The sequence below is a fragment of the Nocardia sp. NPDC004068 genome, from assembly GCF_042874315.1.
Lineage (GTDB): Bacteria > Actinomycetota > Actinomycetes > Mycobacteriales > Mycobacteriaceae > Nocardia.
The window spans coordinates 782,382-802,944 of record NZ_JBIAMW010000001.1 but is presented as its reverse complement, the minus strand read 5'-3'; the positions used below and the strand labels follow the sequence as shown (position 1 = coordinate 802,944).

The window sequence follows — 20,563 nt, the reverse complement described above, 5'->3', positions numbered from 1 at the left end:
GCTCACCCCGCCAAGGCTTTGGGAATGGACGCGTGCTCCGGCAGGATCACCCCGCATCCCAACGACGCCGCGAAGGCCGCCGCCTGGTAGCGGTAACACCGCCGGATCTTCAAGCGCGCCTGCGTGGACAGGTCGCGCGTGATGGCCTCGATGCGCGGCAGGTCGCCGCGCAGGGGTTCGGTGATGGTCACCAGCGCCCCGAACCGGGTGACGCCGTGACCGCGGGCCTGCTCCTCGCGGGCCTGCTGGGTGGCGCCCACGCGCAGGGTCGCCGCGGCCGACACCACACCGCGTTCGCTCTGCTGGGCGACCAGCGCGTTCTTGTAGTCGTCGTCGACGATCTCGGCGGCGTCGGCGGCCGAGTGCGGGCGATAGACGATGGCGATGCGCTTGCGCGGCACCTCCGGATTCGGCGCGAGCAGCCGTTGCAGCACCCGCTCGTCCACCGCGCCCTCGGGGGCGGTCTCCATCTCCCAGGTGACCGAGCGGCCCCCGTCGTGGATGAAGTGGTCCCAGCGCTCCTCGTGCGAGATCGGCCCGGCATCGGCCCAATCCAGGCCGTGCCCGCCCGGTTCGCTGGCCGCGACCTCGAGATCGGCCTGCGCGGCCGGATCGTAGCTGCGCCGGATGAAGGAGATGACCTCGTCGGCCGACATCGGCTGCGCGCGCACGCCCGCCTCGGCCAGCGCCGCGCAGATGCCGGGCAGTCGCCGCCCGATCTCCACCGCCTCCTCGGCCGGATTCTTGCGGCGCTCGGCGGTGGTGGCCTTGAACGTGATCGCCACCCGCGGCAGCAGCTGCACCCGCTCCTGCGGCAGTTCGGTGGCCAGTTCGTACATCACCTGCTGGGCCAGGTCCGGGGACTGCGGGTGGGTGATCGTGGAAACCTCTGTGAGCAAACGGTTTCCGGTCTCGGGCACGGTGTCGATGACCGGGACGACCGCGATGATGTCGGAGGTCTGGCCGAGCGAGGCCAGGAACGTCCCCCACGCCGACACCCACCGGTCGATCACCGGCTGGTCGACCGCCTCGTGCCCCTGCGGCCAGGCCCGCAGCACGACCGTGTACTGCGCGAACTGCGGCAGGTGGATCATGCCGAAGCTGTAACCGCCCGCGTCGATGCCCTCGTACAGCTTGGAGGGGGCCATCAGACCGGGCAGCCGCGCCACCCCGCCGGGGATGCGCGAGAACCGGCCGCCCCGGTAGACGTGCTCACCCTTGTTCCGGCCGCGCAACCAGTGGAACATCATCAATCCCGTCTCGTAACCGGAGCGGCCGCCCGTGCGCCACACCAGGGGAACCATCACGACCACGCCGACGCCCGCGACGAAGAACATGGCCTTCGGACCGGCCACCAGCGCCGTGAGCAGAGCCGAGATGACCACGATGAAGCCGAGCACGGTCTCCCCCCAGCGCAGACCGAAAAGGCCTGCGCTGCGGGGTTTCTGCCACAGTCCGTAGGACCGGCGCTCGTAACTCTCGCTCGTCGTCATCGCGGAATCGTGCTCCTACCGAGGTCGGGTGCGCGGTTGGCCCAGCGGTCGCCGGCGACGTCGCCCATGGCGTCGTCGGCCCGGCCCAGGGGCGCACCGGCCGCACGAGCGGTGGTGATGCGATTCATGATTCGTGCCGGGCCGGATGGTACTGGCCCCGAACCGGGCGGCGCCGCAGGACGCGCGGCCGCCGCGCCGCCGCCCGCGGGCTGTCCGTCCGGACCGCGCGGCGGCACCGGCCGCCCGCCCGGACCCCGCAGACCCGGTGCGCCGCCGGGGGGCCGACCGCCGCGATTCACATACCCCGGGGCGCCGGTGGCGGCGGTCCCGCGCGCGCCCACCGACACGGCCTTGGTGCCGACCGCGCCGAGCGCCGCCGCGCCGAGCAGCACGCCGCCGGTCGCGCCCAGACCCGAAGCGCCCGTACCGATCATGGTGACCGTCGGGGCCACCAGCCGCATCAGCGCGGGCAGCACGAACGCCACACTGCACAGCAGCACGATCGCCACCAGCATGCGCTGCGCCTGATCGGCGTCGGGCAGTCCGGCGGTCGGGGTCATCTGGTCGGTGTTGCCGACCGTGATGAACGCGATCATGTAGACGATGGCGGCCACCGGTTTCCACAGCAGGAACGCGATGATCCAGGCCAGCAGCTTCTGATACGACTGCCGCCCGGTGTTCGTCCCGCCCGCCGCGGCGGCCAGCGGGAGCATGCCCGCGGCCACCACCAGCAGCCCCTGCCGCACGATGGCCAGCACGATCTGCCCGAGCGCGCCGAGCAGTCCGACGATGGCGATGATCAGCACCAGACCCGGCGAGAACGCTTGCAGCTTCGAGGTTTTCACCAACAGCTCGGCGATGTCCTTGGCGTTGCCGTTGCTGGCGTCCTGGATCACCCACTGCGAGAAGCGATCCGCCGCCTGCGCCGCCGCGACGATCACCGCGCCCAGCATCCAGGAACTGAACACCACCCGCGCGAACATCCGGAACGATTCCTCGGCCTCGCTCAGCACCGCCCCGCGTCTGGCCTGCGCCAATCTCATGCCCGACAGGATCACCGACACCATGAGCAGCAATATCTGCGCCTGATAGGTGTAGTCGTTGATCTTGGAGAACAATGCCCCGCTGTCGCTGAGCTTCTCGTTGGGCACCTTCATCCAGAACGTCAGCGCCAGGATCAGCGCCTGCCCGAGCCCGTTCATCAGCGAGTCGACCACCTTGCCGAAGGTGGAGTCCCACGCCTTGTCCTTCACCGCGTTCGCGGCGTCCCCGGGGTGCGTGGCGGCATTGCTCGCCTTGCACGCGGCGGAGGCGGCGTCGCCGAGCGAGACCCCGGGCAGGCTGAGCCCGTCGAGATCGTCGTGAATCTCGTTGCACGTCTGGTCGTACCCGTACGTCTGGCCGTAGGCCACCGTCGGGGTCGCGATCATTACGGTGAAGATGACCGCGAGTATCGTGACAACCCGCCTCACCATCGTGTCCACCCTTCGATCGAGTCGATCGTTTCCAACGGCTGTTCCTCGCCCACGCCGGACTTCACTTTCCAATCGCCCGCACGCCAGACAGCGGTGAGCCGCATGGCGAGCCAGCTCTTGCCTCCGTGCAGGAACTCACCGGTCTTGCGCGCGATGCGCAGGACCACGAGATCATCTGTGTAGCTTTCGATTCGGAACGCGTCCGAGGCGTTCAGCAGCGGCCTGGCCTTCTCGGGCAGCTGCGCGGGCACCCTGCCCTCGGCGATCCTGCGGTCGTGATCGGCCTGTTCCTCGGGGGTCAGCTCCACGAGCCGCTGCCACAGCGCCCGATCGGCAGGCCGGGCCGACACCCGCCAGTAGATCTGCTCGGCGGCCAGGGCCGCGCCCTGCGGGGTGTGTGAGAAGCCCACGGGCACATCGCCTTCCAGCCCGGTCGGGCCGTCGGTCGTCGAGAAGGGCAGCACCGGTCCGTTGTACACCCGTTGCCAGCCGCCGGGTCGGTCCGTGCCGCCGGGCGCCGCCGTCAGCCAGTCCGGATCCTCGGGACGATGCGCCCGACCCGCCTGCGGAAGCGCCTCGCCCGCAGCGCTTTCCGGCACGTCGACCCGATGCCCGAACGAATCCGTCTCCACCGCGGTGAAATTCGGGACGCCGGAGGCGGATCGGCTCACCGGTCCGGCGGTGGCGTTCGCCGCCACCGGGGTCGGGGTCGTGCCCGCGGCCGCGCTCCTCCCGGTGTGCCGCGTGCCCCACAGGGTCACCGCCACCGCCAGCGCCACGGTCACCAGCGCCGCCACGCCGAGCACGCGCAGTTGCCATCCGCTCCCCCGCTCCGGCCCGCTCACCATTTCGTCCACCCCCCGAGCGAATCCACGTATTCCGTCTGCGACGCGCGGGCGTCGGTCGGTTTGAGTCGCCAGTCGCCGTCGTCCCACACCATGATCAGCCGCACCGCCGCCCACAGCTGTTTGCCGTCGTTGACCGGGCCGCGGGCGGCCAGTCGGACGATGGCCATGTCGTCGGCATAATTCTCGATCTGAAAGGCGTCCGGCGCCACCAGGTATCGGGTGATGCGCTCGGGTTGTTGTTCGGGGAGTTTGCCGGCGGAGCGGGCCTTGTCGTAGGCGGCGATCTGCTGGGCGGTGGCCCGCACCTGGCGCACGTACACGTCACGGTCGGCGGGGCGGGCATTGAGGCGGTAGGTGATCTGGGCCGCGGCCAGGGCGGCGCCCTGCGGGGTGTGCGCGTAGCCGACGGCCATGCCGTTCTCGATGGCGGTGGGGCCGTCGCTGGTGGAGAACGGGACCGAGGCGCCGTAAACCCGTTGCCAGCCACGGGGTTCGGTGGTTCCGGCGGGGGCGGCGGTGAGCCAGTCCTTGTCGCCGGGGTGGTGCTGTTCGGTCGAGTCCTGGGCGAGCGGTTGCCCGGCGGCGTTGTTGGGGATGTCGATGCGGCGGCCGAACAGGTCGACCTCCGGGTCGGCGAAACCGGTGGCGCCGGTCCCGGCGGCCGGGGCGGGCCCGGCGTCGGCGGGGGCCTTGTGACCCGAGTCGTCGCGCCCGACGTACATGAACACCCCGACGATCACGATGAGCGCGACGACCGCGGCGGAGGCGATGACGCCGAACGAGACGGTGCGCTCGGTCGGGTCGGAGTCCTTGGGACTCATGTCGGGGCCTCCAGAATCACGATGTCACTGGGTAACTGGTCGATCGCGTCGACGGGCCGCTCGGTGGCGCCCGCGTCGGGCAGCCGTAACCTCCAGTCCTGTCCGAACCACTCGACGGTGGTGTGGTGCACCGCGCGCGAGCCGTCGGAGTATTCGGTGAACACGTCCACGGTCGTTCTGTCCTGCGAATAGCCGGTGATGCGATAGCCGAGCACGCGCGGGGCGTACTCGCGGGCCGCGGGCCCGGTGACGGAGAGCTGCACCCGATCGACCGCCCAGCCGTCGCGGGCGGGGCCGGGCACGACCTCCTTGGCGAGCACCGTGGACCACTGGTTGTCGGGCGCGATCGCCAGGCGCACGGCATGGGTCACCGCCGCCACCGCCGCTCCGGCGGGCCCGCGATCGAAACCCGTTGCGGCGCCGTCGTCGTCGCGTGTCGGACCCTGTTCGGTCACGGGCAGCGCGACGCCCTGATACGGCTGCCAGCGCACCCCGGTGGGCGGATGAGCGGGATCGGTCTGCGCCGTCGCGTCCTCGCCACACCCCGCGGCCGCCAGCACCGCGAGGCCGAGCACGCCCATGGCGGTGCGCCGCAGACGCGGGGCGGGCGTGCGGGTGCGGGGCTCGGCGGAGGTCATGGGGCGCAACCGTTCACGTCGGGAGGAAGGTCAGCGCGATCGCGCTCGCCGAGGTGGCCACGATGGCTCCGATCAAGCTCATCACCACGCCGTGGGACGCGTCGTTGATGGCCATGTCGTCCCGGAACGCCGACCAGAACCGGCCGGCGGAGACGATCATCCAGGCCAGACAGAACAACAGCACGACCCACAGCAGCCAGTTGATCAGCTGCATGACCGGCTCGATGACCTCGGCGGGAATCTGCTTGTAGGCAAGCACGATCGCGGCCTTTCCTAGGTTCCGATCACGGCGTTCATGATGGTGCCCGCGCTGGTGGCGACGATGCCGCCGATCATGGCCCCCGCCACCATCTTCGGCGACTCCAGCCCGCCGCCGGTCCACTTCTCCCAGGCGAACCTACCGCCCGCGTAGGTGATGCCGAGGATGCCGGACAGCAGCACGAACCAGGTGAAATAGCGAACCAACTTGAGCAATTTCTCCGAGGCGGGCGGCGCCTCGGGGGTCGGATTCCCGACCTGGGCGAGAACTGCGCCGTACGTGTCGTGCACGGCGAGCAGGATGGTACTCATCGAGCGTCCTTCTCCATAGGTGATCGGAATACATAACCGTGTACCTGAGGCACACCCTCGGTTACAACATCTCGGTGCCGTCCGGTCGGTGCGCGCAACGGCCGGACCGGGCGCGGACCCGGGGACGGGGCGGGGCTACTCATCGTGCTCCTCGTCCCGATCACGGCGCGAAGACGCTGCGGCGCTGACCTTTTCGCGAACCACGGCGACGATGCTCGCGCCGAGTTCGTCGACGTCGCGCGGGACCTCCTGCAACGGATCGAGTTTGCGCTTCTTGAGTGAGGGGGGTGGATCCGACGGCGACCACACCGGCAGCTGATCGGGTTCGACCAGGATCCACTCCTCGTGCCAGGGCAGCTGCCACATCTCCCCCGCCAGCGCGCCCACCACATCGCGGTAGCGGCGGATCTCGGCGGGCAGGCGGCCCGGACGCGCGGCGACGGTGATCATGCCGAGCACCTCGCTCGGACCCGCCAGCCCGGCGTGGTACTGGCGCAACAGGTCGTGGGCGCGGGTCAGCCCGGCGATGGTCTCGCGGGCGACGAGCACGACGTAGGGCGATTCGCGATCGAACACGCCGGGCCAGCGCCGGTGCGAGTCCGCGGCGGGCGCGAGCACGTGCGCCAGGGTGCTGGCCCCGGCGCCGCCGTGCACGCCGAGCAGCCACACCAGCGGGGCGCGTCCGACCCCGGGCACGGGTCGTTCCCAGATCGGGGCGCGACGGGATTCCGGCGGGGCGACAACGCCTGCCGCGGGCGAGGATTCGGAGCGATGTTGCTTCATGGCCGCGGTCATGATGCCACCCCCGCCAGCAACGTGCGATATGCCCGGCGCGTCTCGGCCGCGAGGGCCTGGTGCCGCACCAGTTCACCGCGGGCCAGATGGGAGTCGTACGGAATCTCACGGATGGCGCGCACCCAGCCGGTGAGGTGTTCGCGCAGATGCTGGGCGACCTCGGCCTCGCCGCCGGGCTGCTGATGCGAGACCACGACGGTGGTGTCGCCGACGATGCCGCCGCCCTGGCCCTCGGTCTGGCCGCCGAATTCGTCGTCGAGCCATTCCAGGGTCACCCGCAGCCGGTTCGCGGCGTCGGCGCGGGCCGGAATGGCAAGCACCAGAGCCACTTCCGCGTCCTCGAGCAGCGGCCGCAGGTGCCGGGCGGCGATCGGGCTGCCGCCGTCGTAGACCGGGGTGTAGCCCGCGTCCGAGATCGCCCGCGCCACGGTCAGATACGTCGCGCGGCGGCGCAGCGGGGCCGCGTCGCGCCACAGCAATCCGATGCCGGAGGTGGCCTGGGACAGGCAGTCCTTGAGCGGGGCGGGTTCGTCGTCGCCGCGGCCGTAGAGCCACTGTTGCAGGCTGATCGGGCTCAGGTGCTCGTCGGCGCCGCGCAGGGCGAGATCGCTGCCCGCCGCGGTGGCGTCCACGGCGACCGTCGGCGCGCCCGCCGCCCCGATCTCACCGGCCAGGCCGAGGGCGGTGGTGGTGGTGCCCGCGCCGCCGCAGCCGCCGACCACCAGGATCGGGCGGGTGAACGAGCCGGTGGCCTCCTCGTCCCCGTCCTGGCCCAGCCGCACCACCGGAGCCTTCGCGCGCGCGGCCGCGGGGTCGCCGGTCTCGGGCGCCTCGTCGAGCCATCGGCTCCAGTCCTGTCCCATCTGCCTTCTCCCTCTTACCCGGCCGTGATGCTCGTGATCAGCGTGCGGCCGCCGACCACCGCGGTGGTCACCGTCTGCCTGTTGTAGGTGCTCGGCACGCCGCCCGGGCGGCGCTCGGTGACCTCGACCGCGTATTCGCCGTCGTGCCGGGTCACCACGCGCACGCAGTAATCCGTGCCCGGCGGCACCGAGTCGATGCCGCGCTGGATGACCGCGGGCGGCGGCACGACCGCGTCGGGCGCGACGACCTCCCGGGCGCGCTCGCCGGACCGCTCCACGTAGTACGCGTGCTGGAACCACATGATGGCCGCGGGTCCGGAGTCGGTGCCGCCCGGTTCCGCGCCGCGCAGCACGCCGGGGAGTTGTTCGGTCGGGCACGCGTCGGCGGCGGCGTCGGTGGTCGCCACCGACAGCTGCATGGTCAGCGGCGCCCGCCCGGCCGCGCCGGAGTCGCGGGTGAGCAGATACACCGCGAAACCCGTTGCGGCGATGAGCAATACGACGGCGATCGCCAGGAGAACGAGCAGGCGGTTGCGCGTGCGATGCGGGTGCAGGCTGGTCGGCGTCCCGGCCGACTCGGCGCGGCCGAGCCGGGCGCGGCGTGGCAGCTCGTCCTCGGGGTCGGGGTCGTCGTCCCACGGGAACGGCACGACCTCGCCCTCGCCGACCGGATAGTCGTCGTCGGGGCCGGGCGCGTGATTGCCGACCCAGTCGCTCCAGCCGCCCACGAATTCGGCCCGCCGCGTGGGCGGTTCGTCGACGAAGGCGGGGTCGAAGGGTTCGGGTTCGGTCTCGCGGATGTAGTGCGGGTACCGGGCCGCGCCGTCGTCGGCGAAGGCGGGGGTCACGGGCTGGGCCGCGGGCGCGGGCCGTTCGGCGTCGCCGACCGGTTCCAGCGGCGGGTACCAGCGCCGGAGGTCTTTGTACGACTTCAACATTCCCCTACCCCCGCGGAGCCAGCCACGTTGTGCAGCATCGTCGGACCCTCTCGGCGATCAGTTCGTGGAGAACGGGTAGTTGTCGTGGGCGTCGGCGCTGGGACCGGAACCTGTCCCGAACGGAAATTGTCCCGTACCCGACGAATTAGGCGAACTCGACGCGCCGGGTGCCGGGACCGAGATTCCGCTGATAGGACCACCCGCACCGGCCCGTGGCGGCTGCCCGGCGGCACCGGTGGCGGCCAGATCCCGGGCCGCCGCGGCGAGCCAGTCGGCGACGTATCGGACCGGCGCGTCGCCGCGGGCGTCGACCGCCGCGGTGGCGTAGGCGCTGTGCCGTTGCACGGTGTCCCAGTATCGCACCCACGTCGTGGTGTCGAGCAGTTCGCGATTGTCGGTGATGGTCTGGACCACCGCCTGATAGGACTGCTCGATCAGCCGCGACACCGTGGTCGGCGGCACCAATTGGGTCACCGCACCGGTCAATTGGCCGCCCAGCAGCCGGAGCGCCTTCGGCGGGTCGTCGAGGGCGGCCGTGGCCAGTTGCGTGAGCACCGTGGGATCGAGCACCGCGCGCACGACGACGCCGACGGCGTTGAGGCCGATCGCGCCCACCCGCAGCAGCGCCCGCATCGGCTCGGCCACGTCGAGACGCGCGCGGGGATCGGCGGCCTCGGCGATGCGCTGGGAGATCGACTCGCCGGGCTGATAGGACAGCGAGGCCGAGGTGCCGCCGCGCAGATCCTGGTTCACGACCGCGGTCGCGGTCTTGATGGAGGTGAACGCCAGCGCCTGCGCGATCGAGGTCAGCGAGGCGACCGGATCGCCGCCCGAGAGCGTGGACTGTCCGGCGACGCTCGCGACCGCGCGCAGGATCGGCGCGCCCGCGGGGGCGTCGCACGCCAGATCGCCCGCGAGACACAGGCTCGCGACCCGTCCGGTCAGCGCGCCGAAGTCGGCGGCCCGATCGCGGCCCGGCCCGATGCCACCGCCGGTGGCCGGGGGCAGGGGCAGCGCGGGCACGGCCGCGATCCGCTCGCCCGCGGTGCCGGGCGGGGCGGCGGGGGTGTGGCGGTCGGGCGAACCCGGGAAGAGCGGGGCCCCGGCGGTGCGGGTGGGGTCGGCGAACAACGCGACCGCGGCGATCCGGTCCGGGGCGAGAACGCCCTGCCCGCGCCCGATCTCCTGGGCGAACAGCGAGGCCACATGGGCCCCTTGGGAATACCCGACGATCGCGAACCGGGTCTTGTCGCAGCGCTGGGCGACCTGAGCGGCCATGCCGCGCAAGCGATCCAGGCCGTCGAACACCGACTGCGCGTACGGCGCCGCGCCGGGCCCGACCGCGCCGCCGAAGGAGGACTCGTAGGGCACGTAGGCCCGATCGACCAGACCCCGATCGGGCGCCTTGGCCAGCAGGGGCAGGAACACCGACGACAGCATCCCGGTGTCGGTCGTGGGCGCGGCGTCCGGCGAGGACTCGCCGGTGCCCTGAATGCCCAAGGCGTACAGCGCGGGACAGGTGTCGACGGAAAGATTCGTGGTCGGGGCCACGGGCCCCGCGGCGGCGGGCACCGGATGTGCCGCGACGATCGCCGCGACAGCGAGAACGGTACCGCCCAGCCTGCTTCGGGCCGCCTGCGCGGTCGGCATCTCTCACCCCCTACACCAGCGTATGCGAAAGTCCGGAGGGTCGAGGCTCGCGGCGACCCAGGAGAGCGTCGTCGTCCGAAGCGTCGCCATTGCCCTGCGAGGCCCCGAAACGCAATAGACCGTAACAGAATCCGGCGAACGCCGCAGTGCATCCTGCACAGTGCACGCGCGATCCCGGAAGAAACCGTCGGCGAGGCGGGGCCGACCGGAAGAATTCCCGTCCGGTACGCCGGATTTCGCGCCGAGGAGCAACCGTGTGGCGATCATACGCCGAACCACGCGGTCTCATCGCCGATCTCCGCGAGACACGCCGAAGCCCCGATCGGGCGCGCCCCCGCGACACACCGACGCCCCCGCCTTCGGACGGGCCTGCGGCACCGGCAGACTGGGCGCGTGGTCGATCTTCCTGTCGCCGCCGTGGTCTGCGCGTTCGTCGGCGCGGTGTTGTTCGCCGTGTCCGCGGTCGCGCAGCAGCGGGCGGCCTCCGATGTCCCCGAGGGCGAGGCGTTGCTCGCCCGGCTGATCCGCAATCCGCGCTGGTGGGCCGGGATCGTCGGGGACGCGGGCGGATTCGCGTTCCAGGTGGCCGCGCTCGCGCTGGGCTCGGTGCTGGTGGTGCAGCCGATCCTGGTGAGCGCCTTGGTGTTCGCGCTGCCGCTGGCCGCGCACTACAGCGGCCGCCGGGTGACCCCGCTGATGTGGGCGCAGGCGATCGCGCTGTCCGTGGCGCTGGCGGTGTTCCTGATCGTGGGCGATCCGACCGAGGGCGGCACGGACGCGCCCTGGCATCGCTGGGCCCTGCCGCTGGGAATGTTGTTCGGCGCCATCGCGATCGGCGTGGCGGTGGCGAGCGTCGTGCGCGTGCCCGCCCTCCAAGCGTTGCTGCTCGGCACGGCCGCGGGCCTGCTGTTCGGTATCGCGGCCGCGCTGACCGAGCACGTCACCGAGTTGTTCGAACACGGGTTGCGGGCGGTGCTCACCAGCTGGCAGACCTGGACCCTGGTCGCGAGCGGCACGGTGGGCCTGTATCTGCAACAGCGCGGCTATCAGGTCGGGCCGCTGTCGGCGTCGCTGCCCGCGTTCACCGTCGCCGAACCGCTGGGCGCGGTCTTCCTCGGCATGACCGTGCTGGACGAACGGCTGCGCAGCGGCCCGCTCGGCACGGCCTTCGTGGTGGCGGCGGTGCTGGTGATGTGCGTTGCGGCCGTTCGGCTTTCGCGCGCTCAGGCCGCCGAGGTCACCCGGTAGACGTCGTAGACGCCCTCGACGTTGCGGACCACGTTGAGCAGGTGACCCAGATGCTTCGGGTCGCCCATCTCGAAGGTGAACTTGCTGATGGCCACCCGGTCCCCGGAGGTCATGACCGACGCGGACAGGATGTTGACCTTCTCGTCGGCGAGCACCTTGGTGACGTCCGACAGCAGGCGGGTGCGGTCGAGGGCCTCGATCTGGATGGCCACCAGGAACACCGACGACGGCGAGGGCGCCCACTTGACGTCGATGATCCGTTCCGCCTGTGCCTGAAGCGAATCCGCGTTGGTGCAGTCGGTGCGATGCACGCTCACCGCTCCCCCGCGGGTGACGAAACCCATGATCTCGTCGCCCGGCACCGGGGTGCAGCACTTGGCGAGCTTCGCGACCGTGCCCGGCGCGCCGGGAATCTCCACGCCCGCGTCGCCGCTGGTGCGCTGCCGCGCGGGCAGCGTGGACGGTGTACTGCGTTCGGCCAGTTCGTTTTCCACGTCGCCGACGCCGCCGAGCTGGGTGACCAGCCGCTGCACGACGGTGTGCGCGGACACCTGGTTCTCCCCGACCGCCGCGTACAGCGCGGAGATGTCGGTGAAGTGCAGCTCGTGCGCGAGCGCGGTCATCGCGTCGACGTTCATCAGCCGCTGCAACGGCAGCCCGGTGCGCCGGACCTCCTTGCTGATCGCCTCCTTGCCCGCCTCGAGCGCCTCCTCGCGCCGCTCCTTGGCGAACCATTGGCGAATCTTGGCCTTGGCGCGCGGGGACACCACGAAGTTCTGCCAGTCCCGCGACGGCCCGGCGTTCTGCGCCTTGGAGGTGAAGATCTCGACGACCTCGCCGTTCTCCAGCTGCCGTTCCAGCGCGACGAGCCGCCCGTTGACCCGCGCGCCGATGCACTTGTGCCCGACCTCGGTGTGCACGGCGTAGGCGAAGTCGACCGGGGTGGACTTCTGCGGCAGCGTGATGACATCGCCCTTCGGGGTGAACACGAAGATCTCCGGCGATTTCAGGTCGAAGCGCAGCGACTCCAGGAACTCCGCGGGGTCGGCGGCCTCGCGCTGCCAGTCGAGCAGCTGCCGCATCCACGCCATGTCGTCGACCTCGGCGGCGTCACCGGAGTGTTTGCCCTTGGTCTCCTTGTAGCGCCAGTGCGCGGCGATGCCGAATTCGGCGGTGCGGTGCATGTCGTGGGTGCGGATCTGCACCTCGAGCGGTTTGCCGTCCGGCCCGACCACGGTGGTGTGCAGCGACTGGTACACCCCGTAGCGCGGCTGGGCGATGTAGTCCTTGAACCGCCCGGCCATCGGCTGCCACAGCGAGTGCACGACGCCGACCGCGGCGTAGCAGTCGCGCACCTCGTGGCAGAGGATGCGGATGCCGACCAGGTCGTGGATGTCGTCGAAGTCCTTACCCTTGACGATCATCTTCTGATAGATCGACCAGTAGTGCTTGGGCCGGCCCTCGACGACGGCGTTGATGCGGCTCTCGGCGAGGGTGTTGACGATCTCGGCGCGCACCTTGGCCAGATAGGTGTCGCGCGAGGGCGCGCGGTCGGCCACCAGGCGCACGATCTCGTCGTACTTCTTCGGGTGCAGGATGGCGAAGGCCAGATCCTCGAGCTCCCATTTGACCGTGGCCATGCCGAGCCGATGGGCAAGGGGCGCAATGACTTCCAGCGTCTCGCGGGCCTTCTTGGCCTGCTTCTCCGGCGGCAGGAAGCGCATGGTGCGCATGTTGTGCAGCCGGTCGGCGACCTTGATCACCAGCACGCGCGGGTCGCGGGCCATGGCGATGATCATCTTGCGGATGGTCTCGGCCTCGGCCGCCGCGCCGAGGTTGACCTTGTCCAGTTTGGTGACGCCGTCGACCAGGTGGGCGACCTCGGGACCGAAGTCGGTGGTCAGCTCCTCGAGCGAATAGCCGGTGTCCTCGACGGTGTCGTGCAGCAGCGCGGCCACCAGCGTCGTGGTGTCCATGCCGAGTTCGGCGAGGATGTTGGCGACCGCGAGCGGGTGGGTGATGTACGGGTCGCCGGACTTGCGGAACTGGTGGGCGTGCTTGTCGTCGGCGACGTCGAAAGCCCGTTGCAGCAGTTGCAGATTCGCCTTCGGGTACAGCTCGCGGTGCACGCTGGCGAGCGGTTCGAGCACCGGTTTGACCGCGGCGATCCCGCGCTGCCCGGTCATGCGCCGCGCGAGGCGGGCGCGCACCCGGCGGGAGGCGGAGGTCGGGACCGCGGCGGGGCTGCCGGGCTGGCGCATCGGCATATTGGCCGGGGTGGGCGCGGCCTTCGGCTCGGTCACCGCCGGACGCGACGGCGGCGCGGGAGCGGCCTCGGCGGGCACGCCGCCGCCAGCAGACGATTGCTCCGCATTCGCCTTCTCCAGATGCTGAGTCATGCCACCACCTCTCACCGGCTCGATCGGATCACACTAGCGGACCGAGCAACGGCTCAGACCACAACCTTAATCCCGTTGGCCGACGCCCGCCCGGACGAACACCGACTGACAACGAACGAGGTGAGCCGGGGGTTCCCCGCGCATGTGCGCGACCCCCGGCTCCCCCGGTCAGTCCGGCTCCGGGGCGTCGGTGTCGACGAGCCCGTCCGCGGTCAGTTCGAGCCGCCGGGTCACCCCGATCTCGTCGAGGAAGCGCGGATCGTGGCTGACCACGATGAGCGCGCCCTCGAATCCGGCCAGCGCCTCGGTGAGATGCCGCAGGCTGGGCAGGTCGAGATTGTTGGTGGGCTCGTCGAGCAGCAGCAACCGCGGTGCGGGACCGGCCAGCAACAACAGGGCGAGCGCGGCCCGCAACCGCTCGCCGCCCGACAGCGCGCCCGCGGCCACATCGGCGTCGGACCCGCGGAACAGGAAGCGCGCCAGTTGCGCCCGGATCCGCTCGGCCGAGGCGTGCGGCGCGGCGGCCGCGACGTTCTCGAACACCGAGCGCTCGTCGTCGAACAGGTCGAGCCGCTGCGGCAGCAGCCGCCACGGCACCTTCGGCGGTTCGGCCACGACGCGCCGCAGCAGGGTGGTCTTACCCGCGCCGTTGCGGCCGGTGAGCGCGATCCGTTCGGGACCGGTCACCGTCAGCGAGACCACCGGGCCGTTGGCGAGCCGGACCTCGTCGAGTTCGACGACCTCCTGCCCGGGATAGACTCGGGTGCCGGGCAATTCGACGCGGATCTCCCGGTCGTCGCGCAATAGTTCCTGCGCCTGGGTGAGCGTCTCCTTGGCCTCCTCGACCTTGGCGATGTGGTTGTTGCGCAGTTTGCCCGCCGACACCTGCGCCTCGCGTTTGCGCTGACCCATGACGATCTTGGGTTCGCGCTTGTTCTCCCACATCTTCTGCCCGTACCGCTTGCGGCGGTCCAATTTGATTCGGGCCTCGACCAATTCGCGGGACTGCTTGCGAACATCGCTGCGCGCGTCGCGGATCGCCGCGCGCGCCGCCTCCTGCTCGGCCTCGACCACGGCCGTGTAGGCGTCGAAATCGCCGCCGTACAAACGGATCTCGCCGCCGCGCAGCTCCGCGATCGCGGCCACCCGGGACAGCAGTTCGCGGTCGTGGCTGACCGTGAGCACCGTGCCCGGGAACTGGCCGATCACCTCGTAGAGCCGGGCGCGCGCGGCCGCGTCGAGGTTGTTGGTCGGCTCGTCCAGCAGCAGGACGTCGGGCTCGGCGAGCAGTTCGGCCACGAGTCCGAACAGCACGGTCTCGCCGCCGGAGAGGGTGTCCAGCCTGCGGTCGAGTTGCGCCACGTCGTCGGCGAGGTAGCGCAGTCCGAGCCTGCCCAGCAGCGCGATCGCGTTCTCCTCGACGTCCCAGCGGGTGCCGACGATATCGAAGTCGCGCTCGGTGCCCGCCCCGGATTCGATGCGGTGCAATGCCTTTCGCACCTCGGCGATGCCGAGCACGGCGTCCACCCGCTGCCCGGCGGCCAGGCCGAGGTCCTGGCGCAGGTAACCGAGCCGGCCGGGAACGGTGATCGAGCCGCGCGCGGGCCGCAGTTCACCGGTGATCAGCCGCAGCAGCGTGGATTTGCCCGCGCCGTTGCCGCCGATCAGACCGATGTGCCCGGGTCCGAGGACCGCGTCCAGCCCGTCGAAGACGGGTGTGCCGTCGGGCCAGGCGAAGGTGAGATCGGAGAGGACGACAGTAGAGGTTGACATGCGTGCTCCTGGAGGTGGCGAGGGATGCGGCGCGCGAATGCGGGCCACTCGGGGCTACCTCAGAAGAGCAACGGCACGACTCCGATCAACGGGAACAGAACGGATTGAGAAGTTAGCGGATTAAACGACCGCGCGCAAGGGGTTATTCCGGCCCCGGATCAGTCGATCCGGAAGACCGGGAAACCCGGTGCGATACCGGCCAATTCGGCGTCGGTGGCGTCCTTGGTGACGCCCTCGAAGAAGCGGCCGACCTCCCAGCCCCACTTCCTCAGGTACAGCCGCAGCACCGGGACCTTGTCCGCGTCGGCGATCTCGGTCGCGGTGAACGCCTCGACCTTGCGCCCGAGCCGCAGCTCACCGCCCCCGGCGGCGCGCAGATTCCGCACCCACTGGGTGTTGCCGCGCGGGGCGACCAGGTAGCGGTTGCCGTCCTCGCCGACGAGCAGGTTGACCATGGTCGTGCGCCACTCGCCCGACTTGCGCCCGCGCACGGCGAGCAGGCGCGACCCATGACGCTGATGCCCATCCGGGGCAGCTGGTTGAAGATCTTGTTCATGATCGGGTCGAGTCCGCTGGGGCCGATGTAGCGGGTGGTGTTCATGGCGACTGCTCCTCACTTTTGAGAGCGATGCTCTCTGTTGTGACTCCAAGTCTGCACCACGCGCGCCGAATCGTCAAGAGCAGTGCTCTCACAATTTTCCGGTTGCCAGACATTCGCCAGGTCAAGGCCCCAAAACTTCGCGGCGTGTCCGTTTCGATCGAGCGTCGAGCGGGCACGTCCGTGGCATGTACAGATATCGCACTTATCGCACTCAGGGCGGCACGGGTACCGCGGCGGCCATCATCAGCGCCGTCGGCGGCATCTTCGCGCTGATCGAGGTCGTCTACATCCTCATGCTGGTCCTGAAGGCGAACCCCGACAACCGGTTCTTCACGTTCATGAAGGGGCTGGCCGAGCCGCTGGCCCTGTTCTTCCCGGGCCTGTTCAACACCGGCACCTGGCAGCTGGACGTGATCATCAACTACGGCCTGGCAGCGGTGTTCTGGCTCGTCGTGACCGGCATCATCGCCCGACTGGTGGCCCGCTTCTAGGTGCTCAACGACCCCGCGGAGTGAGCACCTCGAGGCGGTGGTGGTGGAGGAATTCGAAGACCGGCGCCCAGCGGCCGGTGAACACGTCCTCCACCCGACCCACCGTCCGGACCGACGCGTCGCCGACGCGCGGATCCTCGCACACCACGCGGGCCTCGTGCCGCCCGGCGGGCAGCGGCCCGGTGTCCAGATCGACCGTGCCGTCCCGGCCCACCGGCCGCCACGGCATATCGATGCCCGGGGCCGCGATCCGGCATATCTGCCCGGCCCGCTCGCCGGTCACGTGCGCGGAGATCGTCGTGCCGCCGTGCACCGCGGCCGACGGAGACGCGGACGCGGTCGCCGCGCCCACCGCGAAGATGGTGGCCACCGCACCGGCGAGCAACATGCTCACCCGGGTGCTGCGACGGCGGTTCACGAGGGCCGAGCTTAGTGAGCGGCCCGGCGAGTCTCAAGCACCGCGGGCCTACAGCCGCACGATCGACGTGACCGGATAGTCGCCTTGGCGCTCCCGGCCGCCGAGGAAGCTCAGCTCGAGCACGACTCCGGCCGCGACCACCTCCGCGCCCGCGTCGCGGAACAGTTCCGCCGCCGCGGCGAGCGTGCCGCCGGTGGCGAGCACGTCGTCGAGCAGCAGCACCCGGCGGCCCGCGAGTTCGACCCCGTCGGCGGGGATTTCCAGTGCGGCCGAACCGTATTCGAGGGTGTACTCGCGCGAGATCACCGGCGGCGGCAGCTTGCCGGCCTTGCGCACGGCCAGCACGCCCGTGCCCAGCGCGGTCGCGACGCCCGCCCCCAGCAGGAAGCCCCGCGCGTCCACGCCCGCGACGATATCCACCTCCCCGGCGACCCCGCCCAGACAGTCGACGATGGCGTGGAAACCGGAGGCGTCGGCGAAGACCGGCGTCAGATCCGCGAATCGCACACCGGGACTGGGGAAGTCGTCGTGCCAGCGGGTGAGCCGCCGCACGGCGTCGGAAGCCCGGCTGAGTCGCTCCCCCGCGGAATTCTCGGTCTCGACCATTCCATGCTTGCTCATCTGGCCCTACTCCCTCATCTCCCGCCCGGGGATGGTCAGCGCTGTAGCACCCAGCGGTCCATGTTCCAACCCGCACCGCCCTCGGTGGGGTTCGCGATCCCGTTCTCCAGGCCCGCGCCGAAGGCGATGGTGCGGGGCGTGGCGAACAGGGGAATCGTCGGCATCTCGCTCCACAGCAGGTTCTCCGCCTCGCTGTCGAGATTCAGCGTGGTCGTCGAATTGTCGTCGGCTGCAAGTTGATCTGCGATCGCATCGTAACGCCCGTTGCCGTACCGGCCGAAATTCGAACCCTGCCCGCCGTGCAGCGCGGCGGCGGCCTCGACCCCCGGCAACGATCCGGACGGCCCGGGCGCGGCGGCGGTACCGCCCAGCACCGCGTCCACCTTGCCCTCGCTCAGCTGCGTCGCCGTGAAGTCCGCCGCGCCCGCGTCCACCACATTGATACCGGCCGGTTTGCACGCGTCCGCGATCAGGGCGACCGTCTGCGCGCGGCGGTCGTCGGGGGCGCGGTAGCCGATGCGCACGGTGGGATTCTGCGTCGCGCCCAGCGCCTGTCGGGCGGCGGCCGCGTCGCCGGTGCGATACTTGTCCGCCGGTCCGGTGATCGCCGGGTAGTACGGCGAATCCTGTTGCACCGTGCGGGAATTCAACGGTCCGGCGCCGGGGCCGACCTTGACGTCGAAGCCGGGGTGGCCGAGCTTGTCGAACAGCGCCTGGCGCGGCACGCACGTCGCGAACGCCCGCCGCGTGTCGGCCCCCGCGAACAGGCCCGCGGTCGACAACACCAGCTGTTCGGCCCCGCGGCCGGGCACCTGGTTCACGGTGAAGCCGCTGAGGTTCAGATTCTTCACCGACCCCGCGCCCACATCGATGACGCCCACGGCCTTGTCGGAGATCTTCTTCGCCAGATCCCCGCTCTTGGTCCACACCACGATGCGCGGGGTGCGCGCGGCCTCGCCCCACCACTTCTCGTTCTTCACCAGCACGAGACCGTCACTGTCGCTGAAGGATTCGACGCGGTAGGGGCCCGAGGCGGGCAGCACCTTGGTATCGATGTTGCCGGGCTTGAGGTTCCAGCCGGTGTTCCAGAACTGGGCGAGCCGATCGAGCACGGCCCGGTCGCCGGACTGCACCGCCGACACCACGTTCGGGATTCCGGCGGCCTGCGCGGCGATGTGCGCGGGCATGAGATCGCCCGCGTTGAACAGGGTCCGCCACGCCACGTAGTGCCGATCGGGCCGGAAGACGACGGTCGCGTCCTTGGACCCGGGCTGGCACTCCACCCGCTCGATATCGGCGTAGCCGCTCGTGGACGCGGCGTCGAACTGCTTGAAACGCCCACTGCGCGCGGCCCATTCGAGCACCAGGTCGTCACAGGAGGTGGGGACGCCGTCGGAGTACACCCCGTCCGGGTTGAGGCGGTACTGGATGGTCTGCGCCTCGCCCGGCACCTCCTTCGCGGTGCCGAAATCGGTGTCGGCCACCGGCTGCCCGTCCGGGCCGGTGTAGAAGAACCCGGTCAGCACGCGCGAGAACACCGCGGCCGCACCGCCGTTCGCGCCGAGCGTGCTGCCGCCGTTGTAGCTGACCGGCACCGCGTCCACGGCGTACCCGATCGACGGCACCTGGTTCTTGCTCGAACAGCCCGTGACCGAACCGGCCACGAGCGCGCCCGCGGCCAGGACGGCGACGGCCCAGCGGTAACCCCTCCTGCCGTCGCGCATGCTCAGTGCCTTCTCTTGTGCCGTTTCCCACTGGGCCGGGCACCGGGTCTCGGTGCGGGAGAGTCGCTTTCGCGCGGCCGGACCGGTCCGCTGATCGCGCTGGCCCGCTCGGCGGCGGCCTCGCGGATGCGCGCCTGCGCGGCGTTGGACCGCTTGGCGAGCACCTTCCGGGTGTGCGCGGCGACGGGCCCGTACCGCTCCTTGATCGTCACCAGCAGCGGCACCGCGAAGAAGATCGACGAGTACGCGCCGACGATCATGCCGACCAGCTGCACCAGCGCGAGGTCCTTGAGGGTGCCGACGCCGAGCAGCCACACCGCGATCACCAACATGCCGATGATGGGCAGGATGCCGATGACGGTGGTGTTGATCGACCGCATCAACGTCTGGTTGGCCGCCAGGTTGGCCTGCTCGCCGTAGGTGCGCCGGGTCAGATGCAGGACGCCGCGGGTGTTCTCCTCGACCTTGTCGAAGACGACCACGTTGTCGTAGAGCACGTAGCCGAGGATCGTCAGCAGGCCGATGACCGCGGCCGGGGTGACCTCGAAGCCGACGATCGAGTAGATGCCCGCGGTCACGATCAGGTTGAACAGCAGCGAGGCGATCGCCGCGATCGACATGTCGCGTTCGAAGCGGATCGCGATGTAGACCATGGTCAGCAGCACGAACACGACCAGCGCGATGAGCGCCTTGCGGGTGATCTGCCCACCCCAGGTCTCGCTGATCTCGGCGACGCTGATCGCGTTGCGGCTCTCGGCGCCCGAGGAGTCCTTCGGATGGAAGGCGTCGAACAGCGCGCCCTGCACGGTGTCCTGCTGTTGCGCGGTCAAAGTGTCGGAGCGGATCTCGTAGGACGCGGCCGCGCCCGAGCCGACCTTCTGCACGGTGACGGGACTGTGCCCCAACGCCTTCGAGTACACGTCGGACACCTGGTCGGTGCTCATCTGCCCGGTGGCCGGGACCTGGATGCGGGTACCGCCCGCGAAATCGATGCCCAGGGTGAAGCCCCGGATCCCGATGCTCAGCAGCGCGATCACCACGAGCGCGGCGCTGATCCCGTAGTACAGCCGGCGGCGGCTGACGATCCGGAAACCGCCGGTGCCGGTGTAGAGCCGCTCGAAGAAACCGTGCTGGCCGGGCTCCTCGCGGATCGGTTCGTCGACGGCGTCGAGGACCGGACTGGAGTTCTTGTTCATG

At 70.6% G+C, this 20,563-nt stretch carries 19 protein-coding genes and 1 pseudogene; 2 read left to right on the top strand and 18 right to left on the bottom strand.

What is annotated here, in order from left to right; translation table 11 throughout:
- Nucleotides 1–2: 2 nt before the first annotated feature.
- From ACFYTQ_RS03820 to ACFYTQ_RS03770, 11 genes are all read right to left on the bottom strand, one after another.
- The gene (locus ACFYTQ_RS03820) at nt 3–1,493 is read right to left on the bottom strand and encodes an SCO6880 family protein (RefSeq protein ID WP_387356846.1); all 1,491 of its coding nucleotides are present in this window, start codon (nt 1,491–1,493) and stop codon (nt 3–5) included.
- Entirely contained in the window at nt 1,490–2,968 is a 1,479-nt protein-coding gene (locus ACFYTQ_RS03815) for a hypothetical protein (RefSeq protein ID WP_387356844.1), read from the bottom strand. The genes ACFYTQ_RS03820 and ACFYTQ_RS03815 overlap by 4 nt, the downstream gene beginning before the upstream one ends.
- A complete protein-coding gene (locus tag ACFYTQ_RS03810; protein ID WP_387356842.1) occupies nt 2,962–3,825 on the bottom strand; it encodes a hypothetical protein in 864 nt (287 codons plus the stop codon). The genes ACFYTQ_RS03815 and ACFYTQ_RS03810 overlap by 7 nt, the downstream gene beginning before the upstream one ends.
- The gene (locus tag ACFYTQ_RS03805; RefSeq protein ID WP_387356840.1) at nt 3,810–4,637 is read right to left on the bottom strand and encodes a hypothetical protein; all 828 of its coding nucleotides are present in this window, start codon (nt 4,635–4,637) and stop codon (nt 3,810–3,812) included. Before ACFYTQ_RS03805 ends, ACFYTQ_RS03810 begins: the two co-directional genes overlap by 16 nt.
- Entirely contained in the window at nt 4,634–5,275 is a 642-nt protein-coding gene (locus tag ACFYTQ_RS03800; RefSeq protein ID WP_387356838.1) for a hypothetical protein, read from the bottom strand. Before ACFYTQ_RS03800 ends, ACFYTQ_RS03805 begins: the two co-directional genes overlap by 4 nt.
- 13 nt (nt 5,276–5,288) lie before the next feature.
- On the bottom strand, nt 5,289–5,534 hold the full coding sequence (locus ACFYTQ_RS03795) for a hypothetical protein (RefSeq protein ID WP_387356836.1): 246 nt from the start codon (nt 5,532–5,534) through the stop codon (nt 5,289–5,291).
- A 14-nt stretch (nt 5,535–5,548) separates the two neighbouring features.
- Nucleotides 5,549–5,845 carry a hypothetical protein gene (locus ACFYTQ_RS03790; protein ID WP_062515034.1) on the bottom strand — a complete coding sequence of 99 codons (297 nt, stop codon included), beginning with the start codon at nt 5,843–5,845 and terminating at the stop codon, nt 5,549–5,551.
- 135 nt (nt 5,846–5,980) lie between these two features.
- Entirely contained in the window at nt 5,981–6,640 is a 660-nt protein-coding gene (locus ACFYTQ_RS03785) for a hypothetical protein (protein ID WP_387356834.1), read from the bottom strand.
- Nucleotides 6,637–7,503 (bottom strand): MinD/ParA family protein, encoded by an 867-nt coding sequence (locus ACFYTQ_RS03780; RefSeq protein ID WP_387356832.1) that lies wholly within the window; start codon nt 7,501–7,503, stop codon nt 6,637–6,639. Before ACFYTQ_RS03780 ends, ACFYTQ_RS03785 begins: the two co-directional genes overlap by 4 nt.
- Before the next feature lie 14 nt (nt 7,504–7,517).
- A complete protein-coding gene (locus ACFYTQ_RS03775) occupies nt 7,518–8,441 on the bottom strand; it encodes a hypothetical protein (RefSeq protein WP_387356830.1) in 924 nt (307 codons plus the stop codon).
- Nucleotides 8,442–8,498: 57 nt separating this feature from the next.
- Nucleotides 8,499–10,091, bottom strand: coding sequence for a cutinase family protein (locus ACFYTQ_RS03770; protein ID WP_387356828.1), 1,593 nt, complete (start codon nt 10,089–10,091; stop codon nt 8,499–8,501).
- Between the two features lie 393 nt (nt 10,092–10,484).
- On the opposite strand from ACFYTQ_RS03770, the gene ACFYTQ_RS03765 reads away from it, so the two are divergent.
- A complete protein-coding gene (locus ACFYTQ_RS03765) occupies nt 10,485–11,339 on the top strand; it encodes a DMT family transporter (protein ID WP_387356826.1) in 855 nt (284 codons plus the stop codon).
- Here ACFYTQ_RS03765 and ACFYTQ_RS03760 read toward each other — a convergent pair.
- From ACFYTQ_RS03760 to ACFYTQ_RS03750, 3 genes and pseudogenes are all read right to left on the bottom strand, one after another.
- Nucleotides 11,315–13,606 carry a RelA/SpoT family protein gene (locus ACFYTQ_RS03760; RefSeq protein WP_387357037.1) on the bottom strand — a complete coding sequence of 764 codons (2,292 nt, stop codon included), beginning with the start codon at nt 13,604–13,606 and terminating at the stop codon, nt 11,315–11,317. The genes ACFYTQ_RS03765 and ACFYTQ_RS03760 overlap by 25 nt on opposite strands.
- Before the next feature lie 300 nt (nt 13,607–13,906).
- Nucleotides 13,907–15,511 (bottom strand): ATP-binding cassette domain-containing protein, encoded by a 1,605-nt coding sequence (locus tag ACFYTQ_RS03755; protein ID WP_387356824.1) that lies wholly within the window; start codon nt 15,509–15,511, stop codon nt 13,907–13,909.
- A gap of 158 nt (nt 15,512–15,669) precedes the next feature.
- Nucleotides 15,670–16,112, bottom strand: a pseudogene (locus ACFYTQ_RS03750) (nitroreductase family deazaflavin-dependent oxidoreductase).
- Nucleotides 16,113–16,297: 185 nt separating this feature from the next.
- On the opposite strand from ACFYTQ_RS03750, the gene ACFYTQ_RS03745 reads away from it, so the two are divergent.
- Entirely contained in the window at nt 16,298–16,603 is a 306-nt protein-coding gene (locus tag ACFYTQ_RS03745; RefSeq protein ID WP_387356823.1) for a hypothetical protein, read from the top strand.
- A gap of 4 nt (nt 16,604–16,607) precedes the next feature.
- On the opposite strand, the gene ACFYTQ_RS03740 is transcribed toward ACFYTQ_RS03745, so the two are convergent.
- From ACFYTQ_RS03740 to secF, 4 genes are read right to left on the bottom strand one after another with little or no spacing between them, the layout of a single operon-like run.
- Nucleotides 16,608–17,021: a hypothetical protein gene (locus ACFYTQ_RS03740; protein ID WP_387356821.1), complete on the bottom strand. Its 414-nt coding sequence runs from the start codon at nt 17,019–17,021 to the stop codon at nt 16,608–16,610.
- A gap of 48 nt (nt 17,022–17,069) precedes the next feature.
- Nucleotides 17,070–17,642, bottom strand: a complete 573-nt coding sequence (locus tag ACFYTQ_RS03735; RefSeq protein WP_387356819.1) for an adenine phosphoribosyltransferase — start codon at nt 17,640–17,642, stop codon at nt 17,070–17,072.
- Nucleotides 17,643–17,677: 35 nt separating this feature from the next.
- Nucleotides 17,678–19,366, bottom strand: coding sequence for an ABC transporter substrate-binding protein (locus tag ACFYTQ_RS03730; RefSeq protein WP_387356817.1), 1,689 nt, complete (start codon nt 19,364–19,366; stop codon nt 17,678–17,680).
- A gap of 2 nt (nt 19,367–19,368) precedes the next feature.
- Complete coding sequence (gene secF / locus ACFYTQ_RS03725; protein WP_387356815.1) at nt 19,369–20,562, bottom strand: protein translocase subunit SecF; 1,194 nt, start codon at nt 20,560–20,562, stop codon at nt 19,369–19,371.
- Nucleotide 20,563: the final 1 nt, after the last annotated feature.

What these genes read in the sequence shown, in the direction of transcription:
- ACFYTQ_RS03820 (WP_387356846.1), bottom strand. Translation starts at nt 1,493, where the DNA reads ATGACGACGAGCGAGAGTTACGAGCGCCGGTCCTACGGACTGTGGCAG.
- ACFYTQ_RS03815 (WP_387356844.1), bottom strand. Translation starts at nt 2,968, where the DNA reads ATGGTGAGGCGGGTTGTCACGATACTCGCGGTCATCTTCACCGTAATG.
- ACFYTQ_RS03805 (WP_387356840.1), bottom strand. Translation starts at nt 4,637, where the DNA reads ATGAGTCCCAAGGACTCCGACCCGACCGAGCGCACCGTCTCGTTCGGC.
- ACFYTQ_RS03800 (WP_387356838.1), bottom strand. Translation starts at nt 5,275, where the DNA reads ATGACCTCCGCCGAGCCCCGCACCCGCACGCCCGCCCCGCGTCTGCGG.
- ACFYTQ_RS03790 (WP_062515034.1), bottom strand. Translation starts at nt 5,845, where the DNA reads ATGAGTACCATCCTGCTCGCCGTGCACGACACGTACGGCGCAGTTCTC.
- ACFYTQ_RS03785 (WP_387356834.1), bottom strand. Translation starts at nt 6,640, where the DNA reads ATGACCGCGGCCATGAAGCAACATCGCTCCGAATCCTCGCCCGCGGCA.
- ACFYTQ_RS03780 (WP_387356832.1), bottom strand. Translation starts at nt 7,503, where the DNA reads ATGGGACAGGACTGGAGCCGATGGCTCGACGAGGCGCCCGAGACCGGC.
- ACFYTQ_RS03775 (WP_387356830.1), bottom strand. Translation starts at nt 8,441, where the DNA reads ATGTTGAAGTCGTACAAAGACCTCCGGCGCTGGTACCCGCCGCTGGAA.
- ACFYTQ_RS03770 (WP_387356828.1), bottom strand. Translation starts at nt 10,091, where the DNA reads ATGCCGACCGCGCAGGCGGCCCGAAGCAGGCTGGGCGGTACCGTTCTC.
- ACFYTQ_RS03760 (WP_387357037.1), bottom strand. Translation starts at nt 13,606, where the DNA reads ATGCCGATGCGCCAGCCCGGCAGCCCCGCCGCGGTCCCGACCTCCGCC.
- ACFYTQ_RS03755 (WP_387356824.1), bottom strand. Translation starts at nt 15,511, where the DNA reads ATGTCAACCTCTACTGTCGTCCTCTCCGATCTCACCTTCGCCTGGCCC.
- ACFYTQ_RS03745 (WP_387356823.1), top strand. Translation starts at nt 16,298, where the DNA reads ATGTACAGATATCGCACTTATCGCACTCAGGGCGGCACGGGTACCGCG.
- ACFYTQ_RS03735 (WP_387356819.1), bottom strand. Translation starts at nt 17,642, where the DNA reads ATGAGCAAGCATGGAATGGTCGAGACCGAGAATTCCGCGGGGGAGCGA.
- ACFYTQ_RS03730 (WP_387356817.1), bottom strand. Translation starts at nt 19,366, where the DNA reads ATGCGCGACGGCAGGAGGGGTTACCGCTGGGCCGTCGCCGTCCTGGCC.
- secF (WP_387356815.1), bottom strand. Translation starts at nt 20,562, where the DNA reads ATGAACAAGAACTCCAGTCCGGTCCTCGACGCCGTCGACGAACCGATC.